Annotated in this window: 18 protein-coding genes; 11 read left to right on the forward strand and 7 right to left on the reverse strand. The window is 54.1% G+C overall.

What is annotated here, in order from left to right; translation table 11 throughout:
- Positions 1–165: 165 nt before the first annotated feature.
- From BIS10_RS11015 to BIS10_RS11025, 3 genes are read left to right on the forward strand one after another with little or no spacing between them, the layout of a single operon-like run.
- Positions 166–582, forward strand: coding sequence for a hypothetical protein (locus BIS10_RS11015; RefSeq protein WP_044630548.1), 417 nt, complete (start codon positions 166–168; stop codon positions 580–582).
- 8 nt (positions 583–590) lie between these two features.
- Positions 591–1862 carry an ATP-binding protein gene (locus tag BIS10_RS11020; RefSeq protein ID WP_083025943.1) on the forward strand — a complete coding sequence of 424 codons (1272 nt, stop codon included), beginning with the start codon at positions 591–593 and terminating at the stop codon, positions 1860–1862.
- Between the two features lie 36 nt (positions 1863–1898).
- A complete protein-coding gene (locus BIS10_RS11025) occupies positions 1899–2438 on the forward strand; it encodes a response regulator transcription factor (protein WP_054641584.1) in 540 nt (179 codons plus the stop codon).
- A gap of 51 nt (positions 2439–2489) precedes the next feature.
- On the opposite strand, the gene BIS10_RS11030 is transcribed toward BIS10_RS11025, so the two are convergent.
- Positions 2490–3263 carry a 3-hydroxybutyrate dehydrogenase gene (locus BIS10_RS11030; protein WP_253505280.1) on the reverse strand — a complete coding sequence of 258 codons (774 nt, stop codon included), beginning with the start codon at positions 3261–3263 and terminating at the stop codon, positions 2490–2492.
- A gap of 82 nt (positions 3264–3345) precedes the next feature.
- Entirely contained in the window at positions 3346–3786 is a 441-nt protein-coding gene (hybE, locus tag BIS10_RS11035) for a [NiFe]-hydrogenase assembly chaperone HybE (RefSeq protein ID WP_044630544.1), read from the reverse strand.
- 150 nt (positions 3787–3936) lie between these two features.
- Here hybE and BIS10_RS11040 point away from each other — a divergent pair, with 150 nt between their 5' ends.
- The gene (locus BIS10_RS11040; RefSeq protein ID WP_083025950.1) at positions 3937–4200 is read left to right on the forward strand and encodes a GrxA family glutaredoxin; all 264 of its coding nucleotides are present in this window, start codon (positions 3937–3939) and stop codon (positions 4198–4200) included.
- Positions 4201–4314: 114 nt separating this feature from the next.
- Positions 4315–5082, forward strand: a complete 768-nt coding sequence (locus BIS10_RS11045) for a DUF1338 family protein (RefSeq protein WP_253505283.1) — start codon at positions 4315–4317, stop codon at positions 5080–5082.
- A gap of 39 nt (positions 5083–5121) precedes the next feature.
- Here BIS10_RS11045 and BIS10_RS11050 read toward each other — a convergent pair whose 3' ends face one another.
- Positions 5122–5784 carry a CoA transferase subunit B gene (locus tag BIS10_RS11050; protein ID WP_044630542.1) on the reverse strand — a complete coding sequence of 221 codons (663 nt, stop codon included), beginning with the start codon at positions 5782–5784 and terminating at the stop codon, positions 5122–5124.
- Between the two features lie 49 nt (positions 5785–5833).
- Positions 5834–6532 (reverse strand): CoA transferase subunit A, encoded by a 699-nt coding sequence (locus BIS10_RS11055; protein ID WP_083025954.1) that lies wholly within the window; start codon positions 6530–6532, stop codon positions 5834–5836.
- Between the two features lie 204 nt (positions 6533–6736).
- Between BIS10_RS11055 and BIS10_RS11060 the strand changes: the two genes are divergently transcribed.
- The 3 genes from BIS10_RS11060 to BIS10_RS11070 all read left to right on the forward strand — a co-directional run bounded on the left by BIS10_RS11060 (position 6737) and on the right by BIS10_RS11070 (position 9538).
- On the forward strand, positions 6737–7636 hold the full coding sequence (locus tag BIS10_RS11060; RefSeq protein WP_253505287.1) for a LysR family transcriptional regulator: 900 nt from the start codon (positions 6737–6739) through the stop codon (positions 7634–7636).
- Between the two features lie 112 nt (positions 7637–7748).
- Positions 7749–8630 carry an acyltransferase gene (locus BIS10_RS11065; protein WP_253505290.1) on the forward strand — a complete coding sequence of 294 codons (882 nt, stop codon included), beginning with the start codon at positions 7749–7751 and terminating at the stop codon, positions 8628–8630.
- On the forward strand, positions 8567–9538 hold the full coding sequence (locus BIS10_RS11070) for a LysM peptidoglycan-binding domain-containing protein (protein ID WP_301282027.1): 972 nt from the start codon (positions 8567–8569) through the stop codon (positions 9536–9538). The genes BIS10_RS11065 and BIS10_RS11070 overlap by 64 nt, the downstream gene beginning before the upstream one ends.
- Before the next feature lie 68 nt (positions 9539–9606).
- Here BIS10_RS11070 and gcvT read toward each other — a convergent pair whose 3' ends face one another.
- The gene (gene gcvT, locus BIS10_RS11075) at positions 9607–10719 is read right to left on the reverse strand and encodes a glycine cleavage system aminomethyltransferase GcvT (RefSeq protein ID WP_253505293.1); all 1113 of its coding nucleotides are present in this window, start codon (positions 10717–10719) and stop codon (positions 9607–9609) included.
- 90 nt (positions 10720–10809) lie between these two features.
- Entirely contained in the window at positions 10810–12213 is a 1404-nt protein-coding gene (locus BIS10_RS11080; RefSeq protein WP_253505296.1) for a sodium:alanine symporter family protein, read from the reverse strand.
- 409 nt (positions 12214–12622) lie between these two features.
- Here BIS10_RS11080 and gcvH point away from each other — a divergent pair, with 409 nt between their 5' ends.
- Complete coding sequence (gene gcvH / locus BIS10_RS11085) at positions 12623–13012, forward strand: glycine cleavage system protein GcvH (RefSeq protein WP_083025960.1); 390 nt, start codon at positions 12623–12625, stop codon at positions 13010–13012.
- A gap of 85 nt (positions 13013–13097) precedes the next feature.
- Positions 13098–15992, forward strand: coding sequence for an aminomethyl-transferring glycine dehydrogenase (gene gcvP, locus BIS10_RS11090; protein ID WP_253505299.1), 2895 nt, complete (start codon positions 13098–13100; stop codon positions 15990–15992).
- Between the two features lie 39 nt (positions 15993–16031).
- On the opposite strand, the gene BIS10_RS11095 is transcribed toward gcvP, so the two are convergent.
- Positions 16032–16934, reverse strand: a complete 903-nt coding sequence (locus BIS10_RS11095; RefSeq protein WP_044630534.1) for a LysR family transcriptional regulator — start codon at positions 16932–16934, stop codon at positions 16032–16034.
- 215 nt (positions 16935–17149) lie between these two features.
- Here BIS10_RS11095 and ppnN point away from each other — a divergent pair.
- Positions 17150–18370: nucleotide 5'-monophosphate nucleosidase PpnN (gene ppnN, locus BIS10_RS11100; protein ID WP_253505302.1), on the forward strand; the 1221-nt coding region annotated here is incomplete at its 3' end.

Below are 18370 nucleotides of genomic sequence, written 5' to 3' on the forward strand. Positions count from 1 at the left end.
AATAGCGTCCACGGCAAATCCTATTCTGATCTTGGGTAAGGGAGTTCAGAGAGCTGCCACAGTATACTCAATACGGCGATAGGATAAATCTGCGCGTTACCCCCACAGATAAGCGCAAGTGTCGTATCATGGCGGCACGCTGTAAGATCAAGGATTCAGTTGTTTATGCAGAACGTACGACGCTATGCGGATTTTATCGCCAGCATCGAGGGATTGGCGTGGCTGGGGCTCGCATGGTCGATTTCTATATCAATGCACCGTCAAAGCACCGAACCTACTCTGGCGATGCTATTTGTGGTGGCAACGCTGGTCCTGTTTAGCTGGGCACATCGACCTATGCGCTATTTACTGCGCCGTTACCACATTCGTAAGCGCCGCACTGACATGTGGATTCACACGCTGGCGCTCCCGCTGCTACTGGCGATGTTTTTCCACATTATGTTGGAAGCGTTGCTCGGCTCGGCCTGGCTCCCTCCTAAGATGCTGCTTTTTAACCTGTTAGCCTCTGCGGGTTGGATGACGTTTGTCATGACCCTATTTATTAAGTTCGTTATCCATAGCGTCAAAACATCAAGTAAATAAGCCGCCTCATGCCTACTGCTCTGCCCCTGCCGCTCTCTACGCCTAACCGCAATCTGGTACGGCTCACCATCGTTCGGGGGATCACCTGGACGGGTTTTTTGATGGCCATTATTGTAGGCATCGAACTACTAGCGTTTAACTTGCCCGTCACAGCCGTGGTCAGCGTAGTCATTGCCATGGGCATGTTGAACATTGCCACGTGGTGGCGGCTGGGTAGGCCTAGAGCCGTTAGCCATGGCGAGTATTTATCGCATTTACTAGCCGACATCGCAGGGCTCACGCTGCTGTTTTACTTTTCAGGGGGCTCCACCAACCCGTTTATCACTTACTACTTGGTGCCGGTGACTATTGCCGCAGCCACCCTACCTTGGCGCCACGCGTGGATCATCGCCGCCTGCGCCATGGCAGGCTACAGCTTCCTGATGTTTTACTACCACCCGATACCGCAGCTAGGACATATCAGTAGCGATGGCCCGTTAAGCCTACATATCCTAGGAATGTGGCTAAACTTCGGACTTTCTGCCGGCCTAGTCACCTTCTTTATTTATAAAATGGCCCACGCCCTGCGCAGCCGGGATAAAGCGCTTTCCCGCACCCGGGAGGCTGCGCTACGCAACGAGCAAGTGCTCGCCGTGGCCACCCAAGCAGCGGGTACTGCTCATGAACTGGGAACGCCGCTTTCTACGATGGCCGTGCTATTGAAAGAGATGCAGGCAGACGCGGAGCAAGAGAGCCCACTAGGGCAAGACATTGCGCTGCTGCGCCAGCAGGTGGATATCTGTAAATCGCGCCTGCAGCACTTGGTCAGCAATGCTGACCGTCGGCGTATGGCCGAACCTGAAATACTCGATGCGGAAGTATGGCTGGCAGGCGTGGTACAGCGCTGGCTCGTAATTCGGCCCGATGTTAGCCATCGTTTTGAAGTCGCTGAACGCCGCGGCAGACCTTGGCTGGCAGTTGATGCCACCTTAGACCAAGCGCTGACTAACTTGTTGAATAACGCCGCCGATGCCAACCCCGAGCACATTGCTATTCGCCTGGATTGGCAAGACGAGGAGGTGGTGATTGATATTCGTGATCACGGCCCAGGCGTGGCGATGTCAATTGCGGATCAGCTAGGCGATACCTTTGTCTCCACTAAAAGCAAAGGCATGGGCATTGGCCTATTTCTCACCCACGCCACGATTAACCGCTTCGGCGGCGGCGTTAGCCTTTATAACCATCCAGAAGGTGGAACGCTGACCGAGGTCACCCTGCCGCGTTGCTCAGCACCAACCTAGGGTGAGACGGCAGCTATTTAGACAAATGAGGGTACTATGCAGAACCAAGAGCAACGTCTGCTGATTGTCGATGACGATGAAATGTTTTGCCACGTGCTAAGCCGCGCACTGACCCGCCGCGGCTTTGAAGTGATGGTCGCTCACGACGCCGACCAAGCGCTGAATATCGCGGCACAGTTTATGCCCACCATGGCCACGCTTGATTTAAAGCTGGAGCATAGCTCTGGCCTTAAGCTGCTGCCTGAACTGCTCTCCGCAGTACCAAGCTGTCGCATCGTTGTGCTCACGGGCTACTCCAGCATTGCTACGGCGGTAGAAGCTATCAAACTTGGCGCGATCAACTACCTGTGTAAACCGGCAGATGCCGACGATGTGATGGCGGCCTTTGAACACCCTGACGCTGACCCCAATATCGAGCTGGCGGATAATCCCCCTTCCATCAACCGGATTACCTGGGAGCATATCCAAAAAGTGCTGCAAGAGCATGATGGCAATATTTCCGCCACGGCTCGGGCGCTAGGCATGCACCGCCGCACACTACAGCGCAAGTTGCAAAAACGCCCGGTTCGCCGCTGAGCCCGCCCGTTATCAAGCTCCACTAGCTATCGTAACAGGCGGGGGGTTGGATTAGTGTGCTGTCCAGCCGAGATCAATATTCCAGCTAGCGCCAGTGACTGCGCCCGCCGCATCTGACGTCAGGTAAGCGACCAACTGAGCAACTTCGGAGGGTTCGATTAAGCGCTTAATCGCGGCGTTTTTGAGCATGATTTTCTCGATCACCTCTTGCTCATCCATACCATGCAGCTTGGCCTGATCGGCAATCTGGTTATCTACTAACGGGGTTTTAACATACGCAGGGCAAATCGCATTGGCGGTAATGCCCTGTTCGCCGCCTTCCAGCGCAGCGGTTTTGGTTAACCCAATCATGCCGTGTTTGGCGCTGATATACGCCGCCTTACCCGGCGATGCCACCTGCGCATGGATTGAGGCAATATTTACCACTCGCCCCCAGCCCTTTTCACGCATATAAGGCCAAGCGGCCTGGGTGAGAAGGAATGGCGCGGTCAGCATCAGGTCGATAATTTGCCGCCACTTCTCTTCGGGAAAAGTCTCGATAGAAGCGACATGCTGAATTCCGGCATTATTCACCAAAATATCCACGCCACCAAAGCGTTTCACTGCCTCAGCAATCGCGCCACGGCATGCATCTGCGTCGGTGAGATCCGCTTGGTAAAACGCCGCGCCTGCCGCTTCTGCAATCTCTTTTCCAGCAGGATTAAAATCGACGGCCAGGACTTGATGGCCCTGCTCGCAAAAGTGTTTAACAACGGCTTCACCGATACCACTGCTGGTACCAGTCACCACGGCAACCCGAGGGGTTGAAGCTTTTTGGGATGACATTCAGACTTCCTTTTATTAACTGCACGGTAATGAATGTATAAACGCTCATGAGTATAGGAGTCGCCGGCAGCTTCTGCCTACTCTACCCTTGCGGTACAGCGTTCGGGGTCATTAGCTGTTCCATCATGCGCTGTGCTAATCGTGCCGTCTCTTGAAGCGTTTCAAGATCGCTTAAATCTTCTAAGATTTTTCGCTTATAAAGCTCGATACCCGCGGGCAAACGCTCTAGTTGCAGTGAGTAACGGCCTGAAGGAAGCGTTAACGCACACTGTGACTCAAGCGGCGCTTGTAAAGCAGACTGCTCTGGCAGCGCGACAAGCCATAGCTCACAAGGCGTAATTAAAGCGCCAGCCATCACGCTGGCGCCGCTAATGCGCGACTCAATATGCTGAAAACAGAGCGCATCAACGCCTAATCGCGGATTGAAGTGCGCCTGCTGCTTAAGTCCTGCCAAGTGCTCATCGCGGTAGCACTTAGCAAGCTCAGCTAAATAACCATATTCATGCGGTGCCAGGGTTTGCATGGCTTCTCCTACTGTTCCATTGCTCATTGTGCGGCTTTATAGGGCACGTAGTGTGGTGCTATTGGCGAAAACCTGTGCCCTACGCCACAATGGGCGCTGATTCCTAATCCAAGCACTTACTTATTTCTGTATCGTAAAGGAGTTGTTGCCATGTTTGTGGTCATTTTTGGGCGCATGTCGTGCCCATTCTGTGTACGTGCCAAGCATCTTGCCGAACACCTCGAGAGTAACGGCAAAATTGATGGCTACCGCTATGTGGACATGCCCTCAGAAGGCGTTACCAAGGAAGATATCGCCAAAACTGCGGGCAAACCCATTCATACCGTACCGCAAATCTTTGTCGACCAGCAGCACGTTGGCGGCTTTACCGAATTCGACCAGTTTGTCCGCGATAAGCAATTAATGGCCTCTTAGCGGCCGTTAAAATCGCCGTTAAACCCCGTTGAACCTACGAACTCCTTGCTTGCCTATACTGACCTCTCAGTTACCTGTTTACTCACGGACGTCTATAGGCGGCGAGGAACCCCAATGCAGCGCGAGGAGTTTGTACAACAGCTGTGGCTCGACTATATCCATACCCATCCAGATATTGGCAGCTTAAGGCTATGGCCGCTTAGCACCACTGCTGAATATTTAACGCTGGTGACGCTTAACTACGGCCCTTTTGCCATGAATGCCTTAAGCGTGCCGCTAGCGCGTATGGGCTATCGTTCGGTGGGGCACTATGCCATGGCCGATAAAGGGCTGCTCATCCACTTAATGGCTCCTGCGGATGAGAGCAGTTGGCTAGTATTGGCAGAACTACAGATAGGCACCCTATCGAAAGTACCCCGTGAAGCACTGACCTCGCTAGTGCATCAGAGCCACCCCGCCGACTGTAAGGGGCAAAACCTGCTTTGCCGCGGCAGGCCATGGCCGATGCCCTCCTGGGCGCTTTATCAGCAGTTACAAAATGCCCACCCGCTTGCTGCCTGGCTGTCCGTGATGGGGCCACGTTTACACCATGCAGGCTTTGACTGTTACCGGATTAATGAGTCGATCGATACGATTAGCAAGCAATTGGAAAACGCAGGCATGCCATCACTAAGCGGTCAACAGAATGGCGTATTCTCGGTATCCACACTGCTTGAACATCGCTTTTACCCTGCCACGCCGCAAAAAGTGGTCTTTAGCGATGGCGATGAGCACCGTTTATGCTTGGGAGGCTTGGCACTCACCCAAAAACAGCTAAGCGATGATCATGAGCGTGTTGCTGAAATTTTATTACCCTTTCATGCCCGGTGTGAAATGGCGTGAGCCAAGGCCCACGCCATTTCACCATGCTCGCTGTCAGTGTTACTCGTCGAAGGTCATTTCCGGAACGTGGTCAGGAACGATCAGCTTGCCTGCGGTTTTCTCGACAATTTCCTCAACGCTAACGCCGGGCGCGCGCTCTTTGAGGATGAAGGCACCGTCTTTAATTTCCAGGTAAGCCAGATCCGTTAGCACTCGATTGATGCACCCGGCGCCAGTGAGCGGCAAGTTACATTTTTCCAGCAATTTGGATTCACCGTGTTTGGATGCATGGGTCATGGTGCAAATAATATTTTCTGCGCCAGCCACAAGATCCATCGCTCCACCCATACCCTTGATGAGCTTACCGGGGACCATCCAAGAGGCGATATTGCCCTCCTGATCAACCTCGAACGCACCCAGTACGGTTAAGTCCACATGTCCGCCACGAATCATGGCGAACGACTCAGCGGATGAGAAAATGGCAGCGCCAGGACGCGCGGTAACGGTCTGCTTACCCGCGTTAATCATATCGGGGTCCACTTCCTCCTCAGTGGGGAAGCGCCCCATGCCCAGCAAGCCGTTTTCAGACTGGAGCATGACATCTATACCATCTGGGATATAGTTAGCTACCAGGGTAGGAATACCAATGCCTAAATTGACGTAAAAACCATCCTGCAGTTCACGGGCAACGCGCTGTGCCATCTGTTCGCGAGTTAAAGCCATGGTGCCACCTCTTGTCTTAGCAGTTAGTTGATTGTTGGCGTTGTTGCGCTTAGCTGCGCACCGTGCGCTTCTCAATACGCTTCTCGAATGTGCTTTGAATAATACGATCCACGTAGATACCCGGCGTATGAATCTGGCTTGGCTCCAGTTCGCCTGGTTCAACAATCTCCTCAACTTCTACAACGGTGATCTTGCCTGCCGTGGCGGCCATGGGGTTAAAGTTCTGTGCAGTATGGCGATACATCACGTTGCCATAGCGGTCGGCTTTCCAGCCTTTCACAATCGCAAAATCGCCTTTAATGGCTTCTTCTAAAATATAGTGGCGGCCATCGAACACACGCTCTTCTTTGCCTTCTCCAATCGGGGTGCCATAACCAGTAGCCGTGTAGAAGGCGGGAATGCCCGCTCCGCCAGCACGCATTTTTTCTGCCAGCGTTCCTTGAGGGGTCAGTACCACCTCAATTTCATTATTCAGCATTTGCTGCTCAAACAGCGCGTTTTCGCCTACGTAGGAGGCGAAGATTTTGCTAATTTGCCGATCTTCGAGCAGAAGGCCTAAGCCAAAACCATCGACGCCACAGTTGTTAGAGACAACAGTAAGGTCTTTCACACCACGACGTTTGATTTCTGCGATCAGATTTTCTGGAATACCACACAGACCAAAGCCACCTGCGAGGACGGTCATGCCGCTTTCGATGCCTTCCATTGCTTCTTCGTAAGAAGCTACACGCTTGTCGAATCCTGCCATTGTTATGCCTCACATTGTTGTTGAGTACGTATCGGTGTTGAGAACGTTTGTCGAGAATAGTGTGTAAGAAGCGTTTGTTGGAATGTCGCGCCATACATAGTGCGTATGACGATCAGATCAGTATTGCCAGTGTTGTCCTAGATGATATATTTGTTAAGTTTGTTTTTCTTATCAATTTATTTTAATAACTTATAAAGAGACGCCATGACCGTCAAGCAGCTTCGTGCATTTTTAGCCGTGGCACAGACCCTGAGCTTTACCCAGGCATGTGAGCGCCTGCACCTTTCACAGCCCGCCCTAAGCCTTGCCATCAAAGGGTTAGAAGATTCGCTAGGCGGCAAACTGCTTATCCGTAGCACCCGCAGCGTGCGGCTAACCCCAGAGGGGGAGTCGCTGCTCCCGCTTGCCAAACATCTGCTGGCGCAGTGGGATAACACCGAGGAACGCCTGCGCCAGCGGTTTACGTTACAGCTAGGGCGACTCAGCGTTGCGGCCATGCCGTCTTTTGCCTGCAATCTATTACCCAGTGCACTGGTTAAGTTTCGACAACAGTACCCCAAAATCAACGTTACGGTGCACGATGTGATCAATGAAGAAGTCACGGATATGGTGCGCTCCCGACAGGTAGAGATTGGCATTGCCTTCTCGCCGGAGGGCCAGGGAAGCTTAAGTTTTACACCTTTGTTTGAAGATCAGTTTGTCGCCGTGGTTCCTCCCACCTCGCCCCTGGCTCACCGCGACACACTGCCCTGGACGCAGCTGCTTGAGAATGACTTTATCACGCTACAACGCCCTTCCATGGTACGGCGTTTACTGGAGCAAGAGCTTGGCAAGCGCCATATATACCTCCCTGTCGCCTTTGAAAGCCACCAGCTCTCTACCGTCGGACGAATGGTCGCGGAAGGCCTAGGGGTCAGCGCTGTGCCTTCCATGTGCATTCAGCAAATGCATGAGCTAGGTGCGCTCTGCATACCACTTGTCGAGCCAAGCATCGCTTGCCGAGTGGGGATCCTGACCCAGGAAGAGCTTTCTGTGGCGGCGCATGCGCTGCGTAGCGTGTTGCTTGAGAGTGTTAAAGCACCTTACCTACCCATTGATGCATAACGCTTTGATACGGTTATGCTGGGCAGCGTGGCGCTGATCTATTAGCATTTATCGCTAAGCGCGTGTTTAAAAGGCCTTTAGCACGCAGACGAATTGCTGTGAGGATTGTGGTATGCCAATTATTAAAGGGGGCGTTAGCATCTTGCTGCTGACGTTGAACACGCTGGTTTGGGGTGTCCCCCTGATTATTCTGACGCTGCTCAAAGTCATCGTCCCTGGGCGGCGGCAAAAAGAGTGGCTGCTTAAAGGGCTATGTGCCGTCGCACTAAACTGGATTGGCGTCAATTTGTGGTGGATGCGCCACTGGTTAAAACCTAATGTCTCGATCAACGTGCCAGATACATTAAGCCCTGAGCAGTGGTGGCTGGTCATCTCTAACCATCGCAGTTGGACCGATATCTTTATTCTATTTATGGCACTGCACCGACGCATTCCTATGCCGCGCTTTTTTCTCAAACACCAGCTTATCTGGATCCCGATTGTTGGTCTCGCCTTCTGGGCGCTTGAGTTTCCCTTTATGCGTCGCTTTAGCCGTGAGCAGATCGCCAATAACCCCAAGCTAGCCACAGTTGACCGGGAATCCACTGAGCGCATGTGCCGCCAAGCTCGCCATGCCCCTATCGCTATTTTTAATTTTGTCGAGGGAACCCGCTTTACCGTCGCCAAACGTGAGTCGCAGCACAGTCCATTCCAGCATCTGCTTCGCCCTAAAGCAGGAGGAATTGCCCAAGTACTTAGCCTGCTGGGTGATCAGTTGGATGGTATTCTTGACGTCACTATTAGCTATACCAACCCATCACCCACGTTTATGGGTTTTTTATGCGGTAAAGAAGCCCCCATTACGCTTGAAGCCCGGCAGCTAGCCATTCCTGAATGGATGCAAACTGCCAACTACCATGACGAACCGCAGCACAAGGAACGCTTCCACGCATGGATCAACTCACTCTGGCAGGAAAAAGATACCTTGCTAGATCGCCTCAGCGACCACGACTAAGCCACTGGCTCACTATTTGTGTATTGGCCAGCGTGCTAACTGGCTGCGCCAGCTCTGCCCCCTCCTCTAGCCAGCGGGTGCCCGCCGCTAGTAGCGCCAGCGCTATTGGCGGCAACTGGGTAGAGGTTAGGCGTGGGGATACGCTAGGGCGGCTCGCGGCACGGGCTAACGTACCACTTGAACGGCTAGAGCGCTTCAACCCCGGGGTTGACTCTCGCCGTTTAGCCGTTGGTCAGCGCCTATTGATCCCAACCCAGCAGGAGCGAGCGCCTTCTGGCGGCCCTTATCGCTATCAAATCCGGCCCGGCGATACCTTCTCAGGTATTGCTAGGCACTTTAGCACCACAACGGGGCGAATCCAGAGTGCTAACCAAGGCACTTCCCCCACGGCATTGCGTGTGGGGCAAATCATTAGCGTACCGCTTAGCAGTACCGCTAGAACGGCATCATCAAGCAGTAGTTCAGCCGCTAGTAGCGCCAATAACCGTAATGCATCAACGCCCGCCCCTGCGCCAAGCGCTAGTTTGCCAGCTTCGGCACGCCGATGGCCGTGGCCTTTAGAAGATTATCGTGTGGTTCGTCGGTTTGGTGCCGACAGCCGCGGCACACTACAGCCCATGTTGTTGGCAACTCAGGCAGGCGCTCGTGCTAAGGCCGTTGCCCCTGGTGAAGTACGCTTTGCAGATAGCATGCGACAGCTCGGCGATGTCGTGATTGTGCACCATGCCGATAACTTGCAAACCGTTTACGCGCTCTGCGAGCGGATTCTCGTCCGCGTAGGGGACCAGGTGAGTACAGGTGATGAGCTGTGTGATGTAGGACAAAGTAACGCGACACAGCGTTATGATCTGCTGTTTGACTTACGCCAGGGGGGGAAACCCATCGACCCACGACAGGTGCTAAGGTAAGCATATTCCGCATGCAAAAGCCCCGCGAGGGGCTTTTGCACCTTTTTTGAATTAACTGCGCTCGCTAATTAACCGCGATAGTAACCAGGGGCCACAAATGGCATCGCGGAAACGCTCATGGGTAGCTGCTTGCCGCGTACTAACGCGTAGACGGTAGTACCGGGCGCTTCCCACTCACGGGCGAGGTACCCCATGGCAATAGGTTTACCGACGCTCGGCCCAAAACCTCCGGAAGTCACTACGCCAATTTCATTGCCCGCCTCATCGACCAGCAGACTGCCTTCTCGCACCGGCGCGCGCCCTTCTGCCACCAGCCCAACCCGCTTGCGGGTATGATCTTTGGTATCCACTTGGTGCAAGATCACATCGGCTCCGGGGAAACCCGCTGCTCGCTCGCCGCCATGGCGACGCGGCTTGCCAATGGCCCAGATCAAGCTGGCCTCGACAGGCGTGGTTTGCATATCCATATCGTGACCATATAGGCACAAGCCCGCTTCTAAGCGCAGTGAATCACGCGCGCCCAAGCCAATCGCTTCTACTTCAGGCTCGGCCAGCAGCGCTTCGGCAAGCGCCTGGCACTCGTCAGCCGCGACAGAGATTTCAAAGCCATCTTCGCCGGTATAGCCACTGCGACTGATCCACACGTCACATCCTGCTAGGGTGTAACGACCATGCTGCATAAACGTTAGCTCACAGGCTTGCGGGCAGAGGCGCTGCATCACATCGCGGGCCTGTGGCCCTTGAAGCGCCAGCAGGCCGCGATCAAGCACATCAATTTGATGAGTGTTACCAAGATTGGCGCGCAAATGGGCAATATCTTGGTCTTTGCATGCCGCGTTCACCACCAGATAGAAGTGATCGCCAGCATTCACCACCATCAAATCATCGATAATACCGCCATCGGTGCTGGTAAAAAGGCCATAACGCTGCTGGCCTTTTTGCAAGCCTACCAAGTCCGCTGGGATAAGACTTTCCAGCGCTTCAGCGACCTTTTCTCCGGAGACCAGAATCTGTCCCATATGCGACACATCGAACAAGCCACACCGCTCGCGGGTATGCTCATGCTCTTTTTTAACACCTAGCGGGTATTGCACCGGCATATCGTACCCGGCAAAAGGCACCATCTTGGCCCCTAGCTGCGTGTGAAGCGCATGAAGTGGCGTGTGGTTCAGATCAGTCATGGCATTTCCTCTGTCAAAAAAGAGAAACGGGAAGCCTTACTAGGCTTCCCGGCTCTATTACATCGTGCATTACCTGCTTACAGGCAGGCCTTATTTATCATGATCCAGGGCTTCACCCGGCAGCACGTCCTTACCAGCAAAATAATCCCGAGTGAGCTTAAAGACAACCGGAGACAGCAGCGCCAGGGCAATGAGGTTAGGAATCGCCATCATCGCGTTGAAGGTGTCTGCCATCAGCCAGATAAAGCCCAATTGCGCAATTGCACCCAGCGGAATAGCCAGTACGAACAGCACTCGGTACAGCATAATAGAGCGCGTACCGAACAGGAACTGGCAGCACTTTTCACCGTAGAACGACCAGCCAAGAATGGTGGTAAAAGCAAAAATTGCTAGCGCAATGGCCACAATTTGGTTACCAAAACCAGGCAGCGCCGCATCAAAGGAGAGCGCCGTGAGCGAAGCGCCCGCTTCGCCTTCCATCCACACGGTAGAGGTCAAGATCACCAACGCCGTGATGGTGCACACGATGATGGTATCGATGAACGTACCCAGCATGGCAATCAAGCCCTGACGAACCGGGTTTTTCGTCTGCGCAGCAGCGTGAGCAATCGGTGCACTGCCCAGACCTGCTTCATTGGAGAAAATACCCCGCGCCACGCCAAAGCGGATGGCGGCCATTACCGCAGCACCGGCAAAGCCACCGGCTGCTGCCATGGGGTTGAAGGCGTAGTAGAAGATCAGCCCAAAGGCGTCACCGATTTGGCCCGCATTAACGATCAGCACCAGCAAGCCCGCAATCACATAAGCAATGCCCATCACCGGTACCAGCTTACCAGCCACCTTGGCAATGCGCTTGATGCCACCCAATATCACTGCACCGGCCAGTACCATGATGATAACGCCGGTTAACCAGTGAGGCACACCAAAGGTGGCATCCATGGCGTCAGCCACGGAGTTAGACTGTACGGTATTACCAATCCCGAACGCGGCAACAGCACCAAAGAACGAGAACAGGCCGCCCAGCCACAGCCACTTACGGCCCAAGCCATTCTTGATATAGAACATCGGCCCGCCTACATGGTAGCCAGTGCTATCGGTTTCCCGGTAGCGCACCGCCAGCACTGCCTCGGCAAACTTGGTCGCCATACCCACCAGTGCGGTAATCCACATCCAGAACACAGCACCTGGGCCACCTAATGCGATGGCCGTTGCCACACCGGCAATATTACCGGTACCAATCGTCGCAGACAGTGCTGTCATCAGCGCGTTAAAGGGAGAAATTTCCCCCTCATCGCTGGGTTTTGCAGGGGTTTTATCGGATGGCTTGGCATCGCGGCCTTGCCACATTAGCTTGAAACCCATGCCGAGTTTACGTATCGGCATCAGTTTCAAGCCAATCTGCAGGTAGATACCCACCCCCAATAGCAGGATCAGCATTAACGGGCCCCACACCACGCCGTTAATGGCCCCTAATAGGCTTGTTAACGTTTCCACACGACTCTCCTTACCCAATTGATTAATGCATTTGTTATGAAGGTTAGGTTGTTCACCCGCTCCAACCGATAGCAGATGAAATCACCAAGCGTTCCTACCATAGCGCTTAATTAACGCTGGAAAAACGGATGATGGGTATGTTTTACACCATTTTCTTAGTGCGCTTCCATGCCAATGTCGCCTGCTGATAGAGAAAGCTGCTCTTTTTGAAACTGGCTGGCGCACTGAAACAACGGAAAAAGAGCATCCATTTTTAGCCTTTTGGAGGCAATGAAGAAATTTGTTTCCGATAAGAAACACGGTACCATATACCCACTTACGCTCACTGCGAGCTGGCCACAGTCGCCAAGGCGAACGACAAGCGCTAGTATGCTTTCGTTCTGTCCACTGATTTTATAAGGGAATCACTATGAGCAATCTTCCTGCCAATCTTCGTTACGCTGCCAGCCATGAATGGGTGCTTGATCATCAAGATGGCACGGTCACCGTCGGTATCACCGACCACGCGCAAGAAGCGCTAGGCGATGTGGTATTTGTTGAACTGCCTGAAGTTGGCCAATCCCTAAGCAAAGGGAAAGAGTTTGGCGTCATTGAATCCGTGAAAGCGGCCTCTGACCTTTACTCGCCGGTCAACGGCGAAGTAATTGAAGTGAACGAAGCCCTCGAAGACGCTCCCGAAACGGTGAACGACGCCCCCTATGAAGGCGGCTGGATTATGAAAGTGCGTGTAACCGACCAAGCCTTTGAAGGTCTCTTAGACGCCGATGCGTATCAAGCGACGCTGAGCGCCGACGCCTAAGTCATGTAGCCAAAGCGCCTGCCCCTGCGGCAGGCGCTTTATTATCGCCTCTGCACGGTTTTCTCATTACGTCCGGAATCTCCCCATGCCTTTTGAATCACGCCGTTTGGCCGAACTGGCCGACCACGATGCTTTTATCAAACGCCATAACGGGCCCAGCCCCGATGATGTCGCCACCATGTTAAAAGCGCTCAATATGCAGCGCATGGAAGACCTGATTGAGCAAACCGTGCCTAGCGATATTCGCCTAGGTCGCGAACTTGCCCTTGACGACCCACGCAGTGAAGCGGAAGCCCTTGAATATTTGAGCCAGTTAGCGCGCCAGAACCGCGTTAGCAAAAGCTATATTGGCCAGGGTTACTACAACACTCATATGCCTGCAGTGATTCAGCGCAATGTGTTGGAAAATCCCGGCTGGTATACCGCTTACACGCCTTACCAGCCCGAAATTTCCCAGGGCCGTCTGGAGGGATTGCTAAACTTCCAACAGGTGATTATGGATTTAACCGGCATGGAGCTTGCCAACGCTTCCCTGCTGGATGAGGCCACCGCCGCCGCAGAAGCCATGGCACTATGTAAGCGCGGCAATAAAAAGAGCAAGTCGAACGCGTTCTTCGTGGCTGACGACCTCTTTCCACAAACGTTAGACGTCGTCAAAACCCGTGCCGAGTTCTTTGGCTTTGAGCTGATCACCGGCCCCGCCGAAAGCCTTGCCGAACACGATGTGTTTGGCGCTCTGGTTCAGTACCCCTCTGCCAGCGGCAGCGTCAGCGACTTAGCCCCGATGCTAAAGGCGGCTCAAGAGCGCGGCATTATGACCTGCGTGGCCACCGACCTGCTTAGCCTGGTGCTGCTGAAAGAGCCGGGCGCGATGGGTGCGGATATTGTCGTAGGTAACTCGCAGCGCTTTGGCGTGCCCATGGGCTTTGGCGGTCCACATGCGGCGTTCTTCGCTACCTCCGACAAACTCAAGCGCTCGATCCCAGGGCGGATTATCGGCGTCTCTAAAGACAGCCGTGGCAAAACCGCGCTGCGCATGGCCATGCAAACCCGCGAGCAGCACATTCGCCGTGAGAAAGCGACGTCGAATATCTGTACCGCACAAGCGCTACTAGCCAATATTGCCGGTTTCTACGCCACCTATCATGGCGCAGAAGGCCTACGCAAAATTGCTGGTCGCGTTCACCGCCTGACTACTGTGTTGGCTACTGGCCTACAGCAAGCCGGCGTGCAACTAGCGAATAACACCTGGTTCGATACGCTACGCCTTACCCAGGTAGACGCGGGCAAAATTCACGGCCGCGCCATGACCCACGATATTAACCTGCACTACTTCGCCAATGGCGATGTGGGTATCAGCCTGGATGAAACGACCACCGCTCACGATGTCGCCGCCCTATTCGACGTCCTGCTGGGCGATGAGCATGGTCTGGCCGTGGCAGTGTTGGACGACCAGGTAGTGACCGATAAGCTGAGCGGTATTCCGGCTGCCTACCAGCGGGAAAGCGATTTTCTTGAACATCCGACCTTCAATCGCTACCGCAGCGAAACCGAAATGCTGCGCTACTTGAAGCGTCTTGAGAACAAAGACCTGTCGCTGGCCCATGCCATGATCCCGCTGGGTTCCTGCACCATGAAGCTCAACGCGACTAGCGAGATGATTCCTGTCACATGGCCTGCGTTTTCCAACCTGCACCCATTTGCGCCGCGTGATCAGGTGGCGGGCTACCATCAGATGATTGATGAGCTGGCAGCGTTCTTAGTCGAAGTCACCGGCTATGACCATATCTCGATGCAGCCTAACTCAGGCGCGCAGGGTGAATACGCGGGCTTGCTGGCGATTCGCCGCTATCAGGCAGCTCAAGGTGAAGCTCACCGTGATGTGTGCTTGATTCCAAGCTCCGCCCACGGCACTAACCCGGCCTCTGCCGCCATGCTGAGCATGGAAGTGGTGGTGGTGGAGTGCGATGCTAACGGCAACATCGATTTAGAGGATTTGACCCGCAAAGCCGAGCAGCACAGCGAGCGGCTTTCAGCGGTGATGATTACCTACCCGTCGACCCACGGCGTCTTTGAGTCGCACGTTCGCAAAGTATGCGAAGTGGTGCACCAGCATGGCGGCCAAGTTTACGTCGATGGCGCTAACATGAATGCTCAGGTTGGCCTCACTCGCCCTGGCGACTTCGGCGGCGACGTGTCTCACCTGAACTTGCACAAAACGTTCTGTATCCCCCACGGCGGCGGCGGTCCGGGGATGGGGCCGATTGGTGTTAAAGCACACTTGGCCCCGTTTGTGTCTAACCATGTGGTGACGCCCATCAACGGGGTTAACCCAGAGAGCGGCGCGGTGTCGGCGGCAGCCTTTGGCAGCGCTTCCATTCTGCCGATCTCGTGGGCGTACATTAAGATGATGGGTGCCCGTGGCCTGCGTGAAGCCACCGAGCTGGCCATTCTTAACGCCAACTATATTGCTAAGCGTTTAGAAGCGTCCTATCCGATTCTCTATCGCGGCCAGAACGGCAATGTCGCCCATGAGTGCATCATCGATATCCGCCCGCTGAAGAGCGCGTCTGGTATTAGTGAAGAAGATATCGCCAAACGTTTGATGGATTATGGCTTCCATGCCCCCACCATGTCGTTCCCAGTACCGGGCACGCTGATGATTGAGCCCACGGAATCTGAATCACTCTACGAAATTGACCGCTTCTGCGATGCTATGATTGCGATTCGTGAAGAGATTGCACGAGTAGAGAGCGGCGAATGGCCGCTGGATAATAACCCGCTGGTGAATGCGCCACACACACAAGCCGACCTAATGGATAGCGCATGGGACCGGCCTTATGACCGCCAGCTAGGTGCCTTCCCCACCGAAGCAGTGATGGCGTCGAAGTACTGGCCCTCAGTGAATCGCGTCGATAACGTCTTTGGTGATCGGCAGCTGATTTGCTCCTGCCCCAGCATTGACGAGTATCGCCGTTAAGCAGAATCCATAGCGCGATAGGAAACGCCCCTGGCCCGTTTATTCGGGTATCAGGGGCGTTTTTTCTTGGAGACGCTGATCATGAAAGCCGTTCAACAGCTTTTCATAGCGTTTAGGTAGGACCGAATCTTGACGACGAAGAAGATAGAGCACTTCGTTAATCGCTTGAGGAAGCGCTAACGCCTTCACCTGCCGCTGCCACGGCGACGTTTCGAGCACTAAGCGCGAGACCACCGTAAAGCCAAGCCCCCTCGCCACTGCATCCAGCACCATGCTCACTTCATTAGTGAATCCCTGGTGTCGAAAGTGGGTCATGGAGCGAAACTCATCGGGGTAGTTCGCACGTAACAGCGCATTGGCGTGGTTAATCCCATCGTAATAGTTGATAAAGCCAATCCCCATCAGCTCCGACAACGTGCTGCCTGCAAAATCGGCAGGTACGACCAAGCAGAGCGGCTCTTTATGCCACACCGTGCAGGTGAGTTCCGGGTGATTGACCTGCTCGGTCACGATACCGATATCGTAGCGGCCTTCGAGCAGGTCGTTGACGATCTCATGGTTGAACGCAAAGCTATAGTTAACGGTCAGGTTGGGGTGCATCTGCTGTTGACCGAGAATATACGGGTAAAACATCAGCCCTACGCTGCCTGGGGATGCAATCCGGCATTCGCCGCTATCCAGCGAGTCATCATCCAAGCCATGCCGGAACTGCTCATGTTCGGCAAACAGCTTAAGTGCGTAATCATAGGCACGGCGGCCCGATTCGGTCAGGGTAAAACTTCTGCCACGGCGCTCTAACAGCGTTTTGCCAAGATAGCTCTCCAACTTACGAATATGCTGGCTAACCCCAGGCTGCGTCATCTCTAAACGACGCGCCGTTCGTGTGAAACTGCCGGTTTCCACTAACGTTATAAACGTCCGAAAGTATTGGGCATTAAACATAGGGTTTAAGCAACATCCTCATTATCCATCATCGTAAGGCGCTGACGTGAAGCACTATTGTGACGTGCTATCGCACCCGCTGCCGTGTGCGCTTGCAGGCCCCTAGCGTAGCACAAACGCTGCTAAGACGGGCGCTTAGCCGCATTGCTGAACAGCGCCAAGCGCCGTGCTAGTATGCAGGTTCGTTACTAACACTCTTAGGGACAGCCAGACTAATGACGCAAACCCCAGCGCCTCGTGCCACGATTTCCAGCATTATTTCTCCTGAAGGAAGCCTTGAAGTCCTCTCGCAGCATGAGGTTAATCGGCTCAAGAGCACGTCTAAAAGTGGTTTGCACGATTTACTGCGCCGCTGCGCGCTTGCCGTACTTAATTGCGGTAGCGCTACTGATGACAGCTTGGCCATTCTCGAAGCCTATAAAGATTTCGACATTGAAGTACTGCAGCAAGATCGCGGCATTCGCCTAAAGCTGACTAACGCGCCAGCAGAAGCGTTTGTAGATGGACGCATGATTCGCGGTATCCGCGAACATCTCTCGTCCATCATTCGCGACATTGTGTATGTTTATAACGAAATTCAGCACCACAAGCGCTTTGATCTCAGTACGGGCGAAGGCACCACCAATGCGGTGTTTCATATCCTGCGCAAGGCGGGCACGCTGAAACCCGGTCGCGACCCTAGTTTAGTGGTGTGCTGGGGCGGGCACTCTATTTCCCGCGAAGAGTACGAGTACACCAAGGATGTGGGCTACCACTTGGGCTTGCGCGATTTAGATATCTGCACCGGCTGTGGGCCTGGGGCTATGAAAGGCCCAATGAAAGGAGCCAACGTGGCGCATGCCAAACAGCGCCGTAAAGATGGCCGTTACCTAGGCATCTCGGAGCCCGGTATTATCGCTGCCGAAGCGCCTAATCCCATCGTTAACGAACTCGTCGTCATGCCGGATATCGAGAAACGTCTGGAAGCGTTTGTGCGTCTAGGCCACGGCATTATTGTATTCCCCGGTGGCGTGGGTACCGCAGAAGAAATTCTCTATTTGCTGGGTATTCTGTTGCACCCCAGCAACCGGGAGATCCCCTTCCCTCTCGTCTTTACCGGCCCTGCCAACTCCGCGGCTTACTTTCAGAAAATCGATGAATTCCTGGTGTACACCCTCGGTGAAGAGATTCGCCGCTACTACACCATTATTACGGGCGACCCAGTGGCCGTCGCTCGCACAATGCGCGAAGGCATTGACCAAATTGCCGATTTCCGCCGCCAACATCAAGACGCCTTCTACTACAACTGGCGCTTAACCATCGCCCGTGAGTTTCAAGCACCCTTTGAGCCCACCCACGAAGCGATGCGCGGCCTAGCCCTTCACCGCCAGCAGCCCACCCACGAGCTTGCCGCCAACCTAAGGCGCGCTTTCTCCGGCATTGTGGCGGGTAACGTG

The organism is Halomonas sp. 707B3 (assembly GCF_024158645.1).
Classification (GTDB): Bacteria; Pseudomonadota; Gammaproteobacteria; order Pseudomonadales; family Halomonadaceae; genus Vreelandella; species Vreelandella lionensis.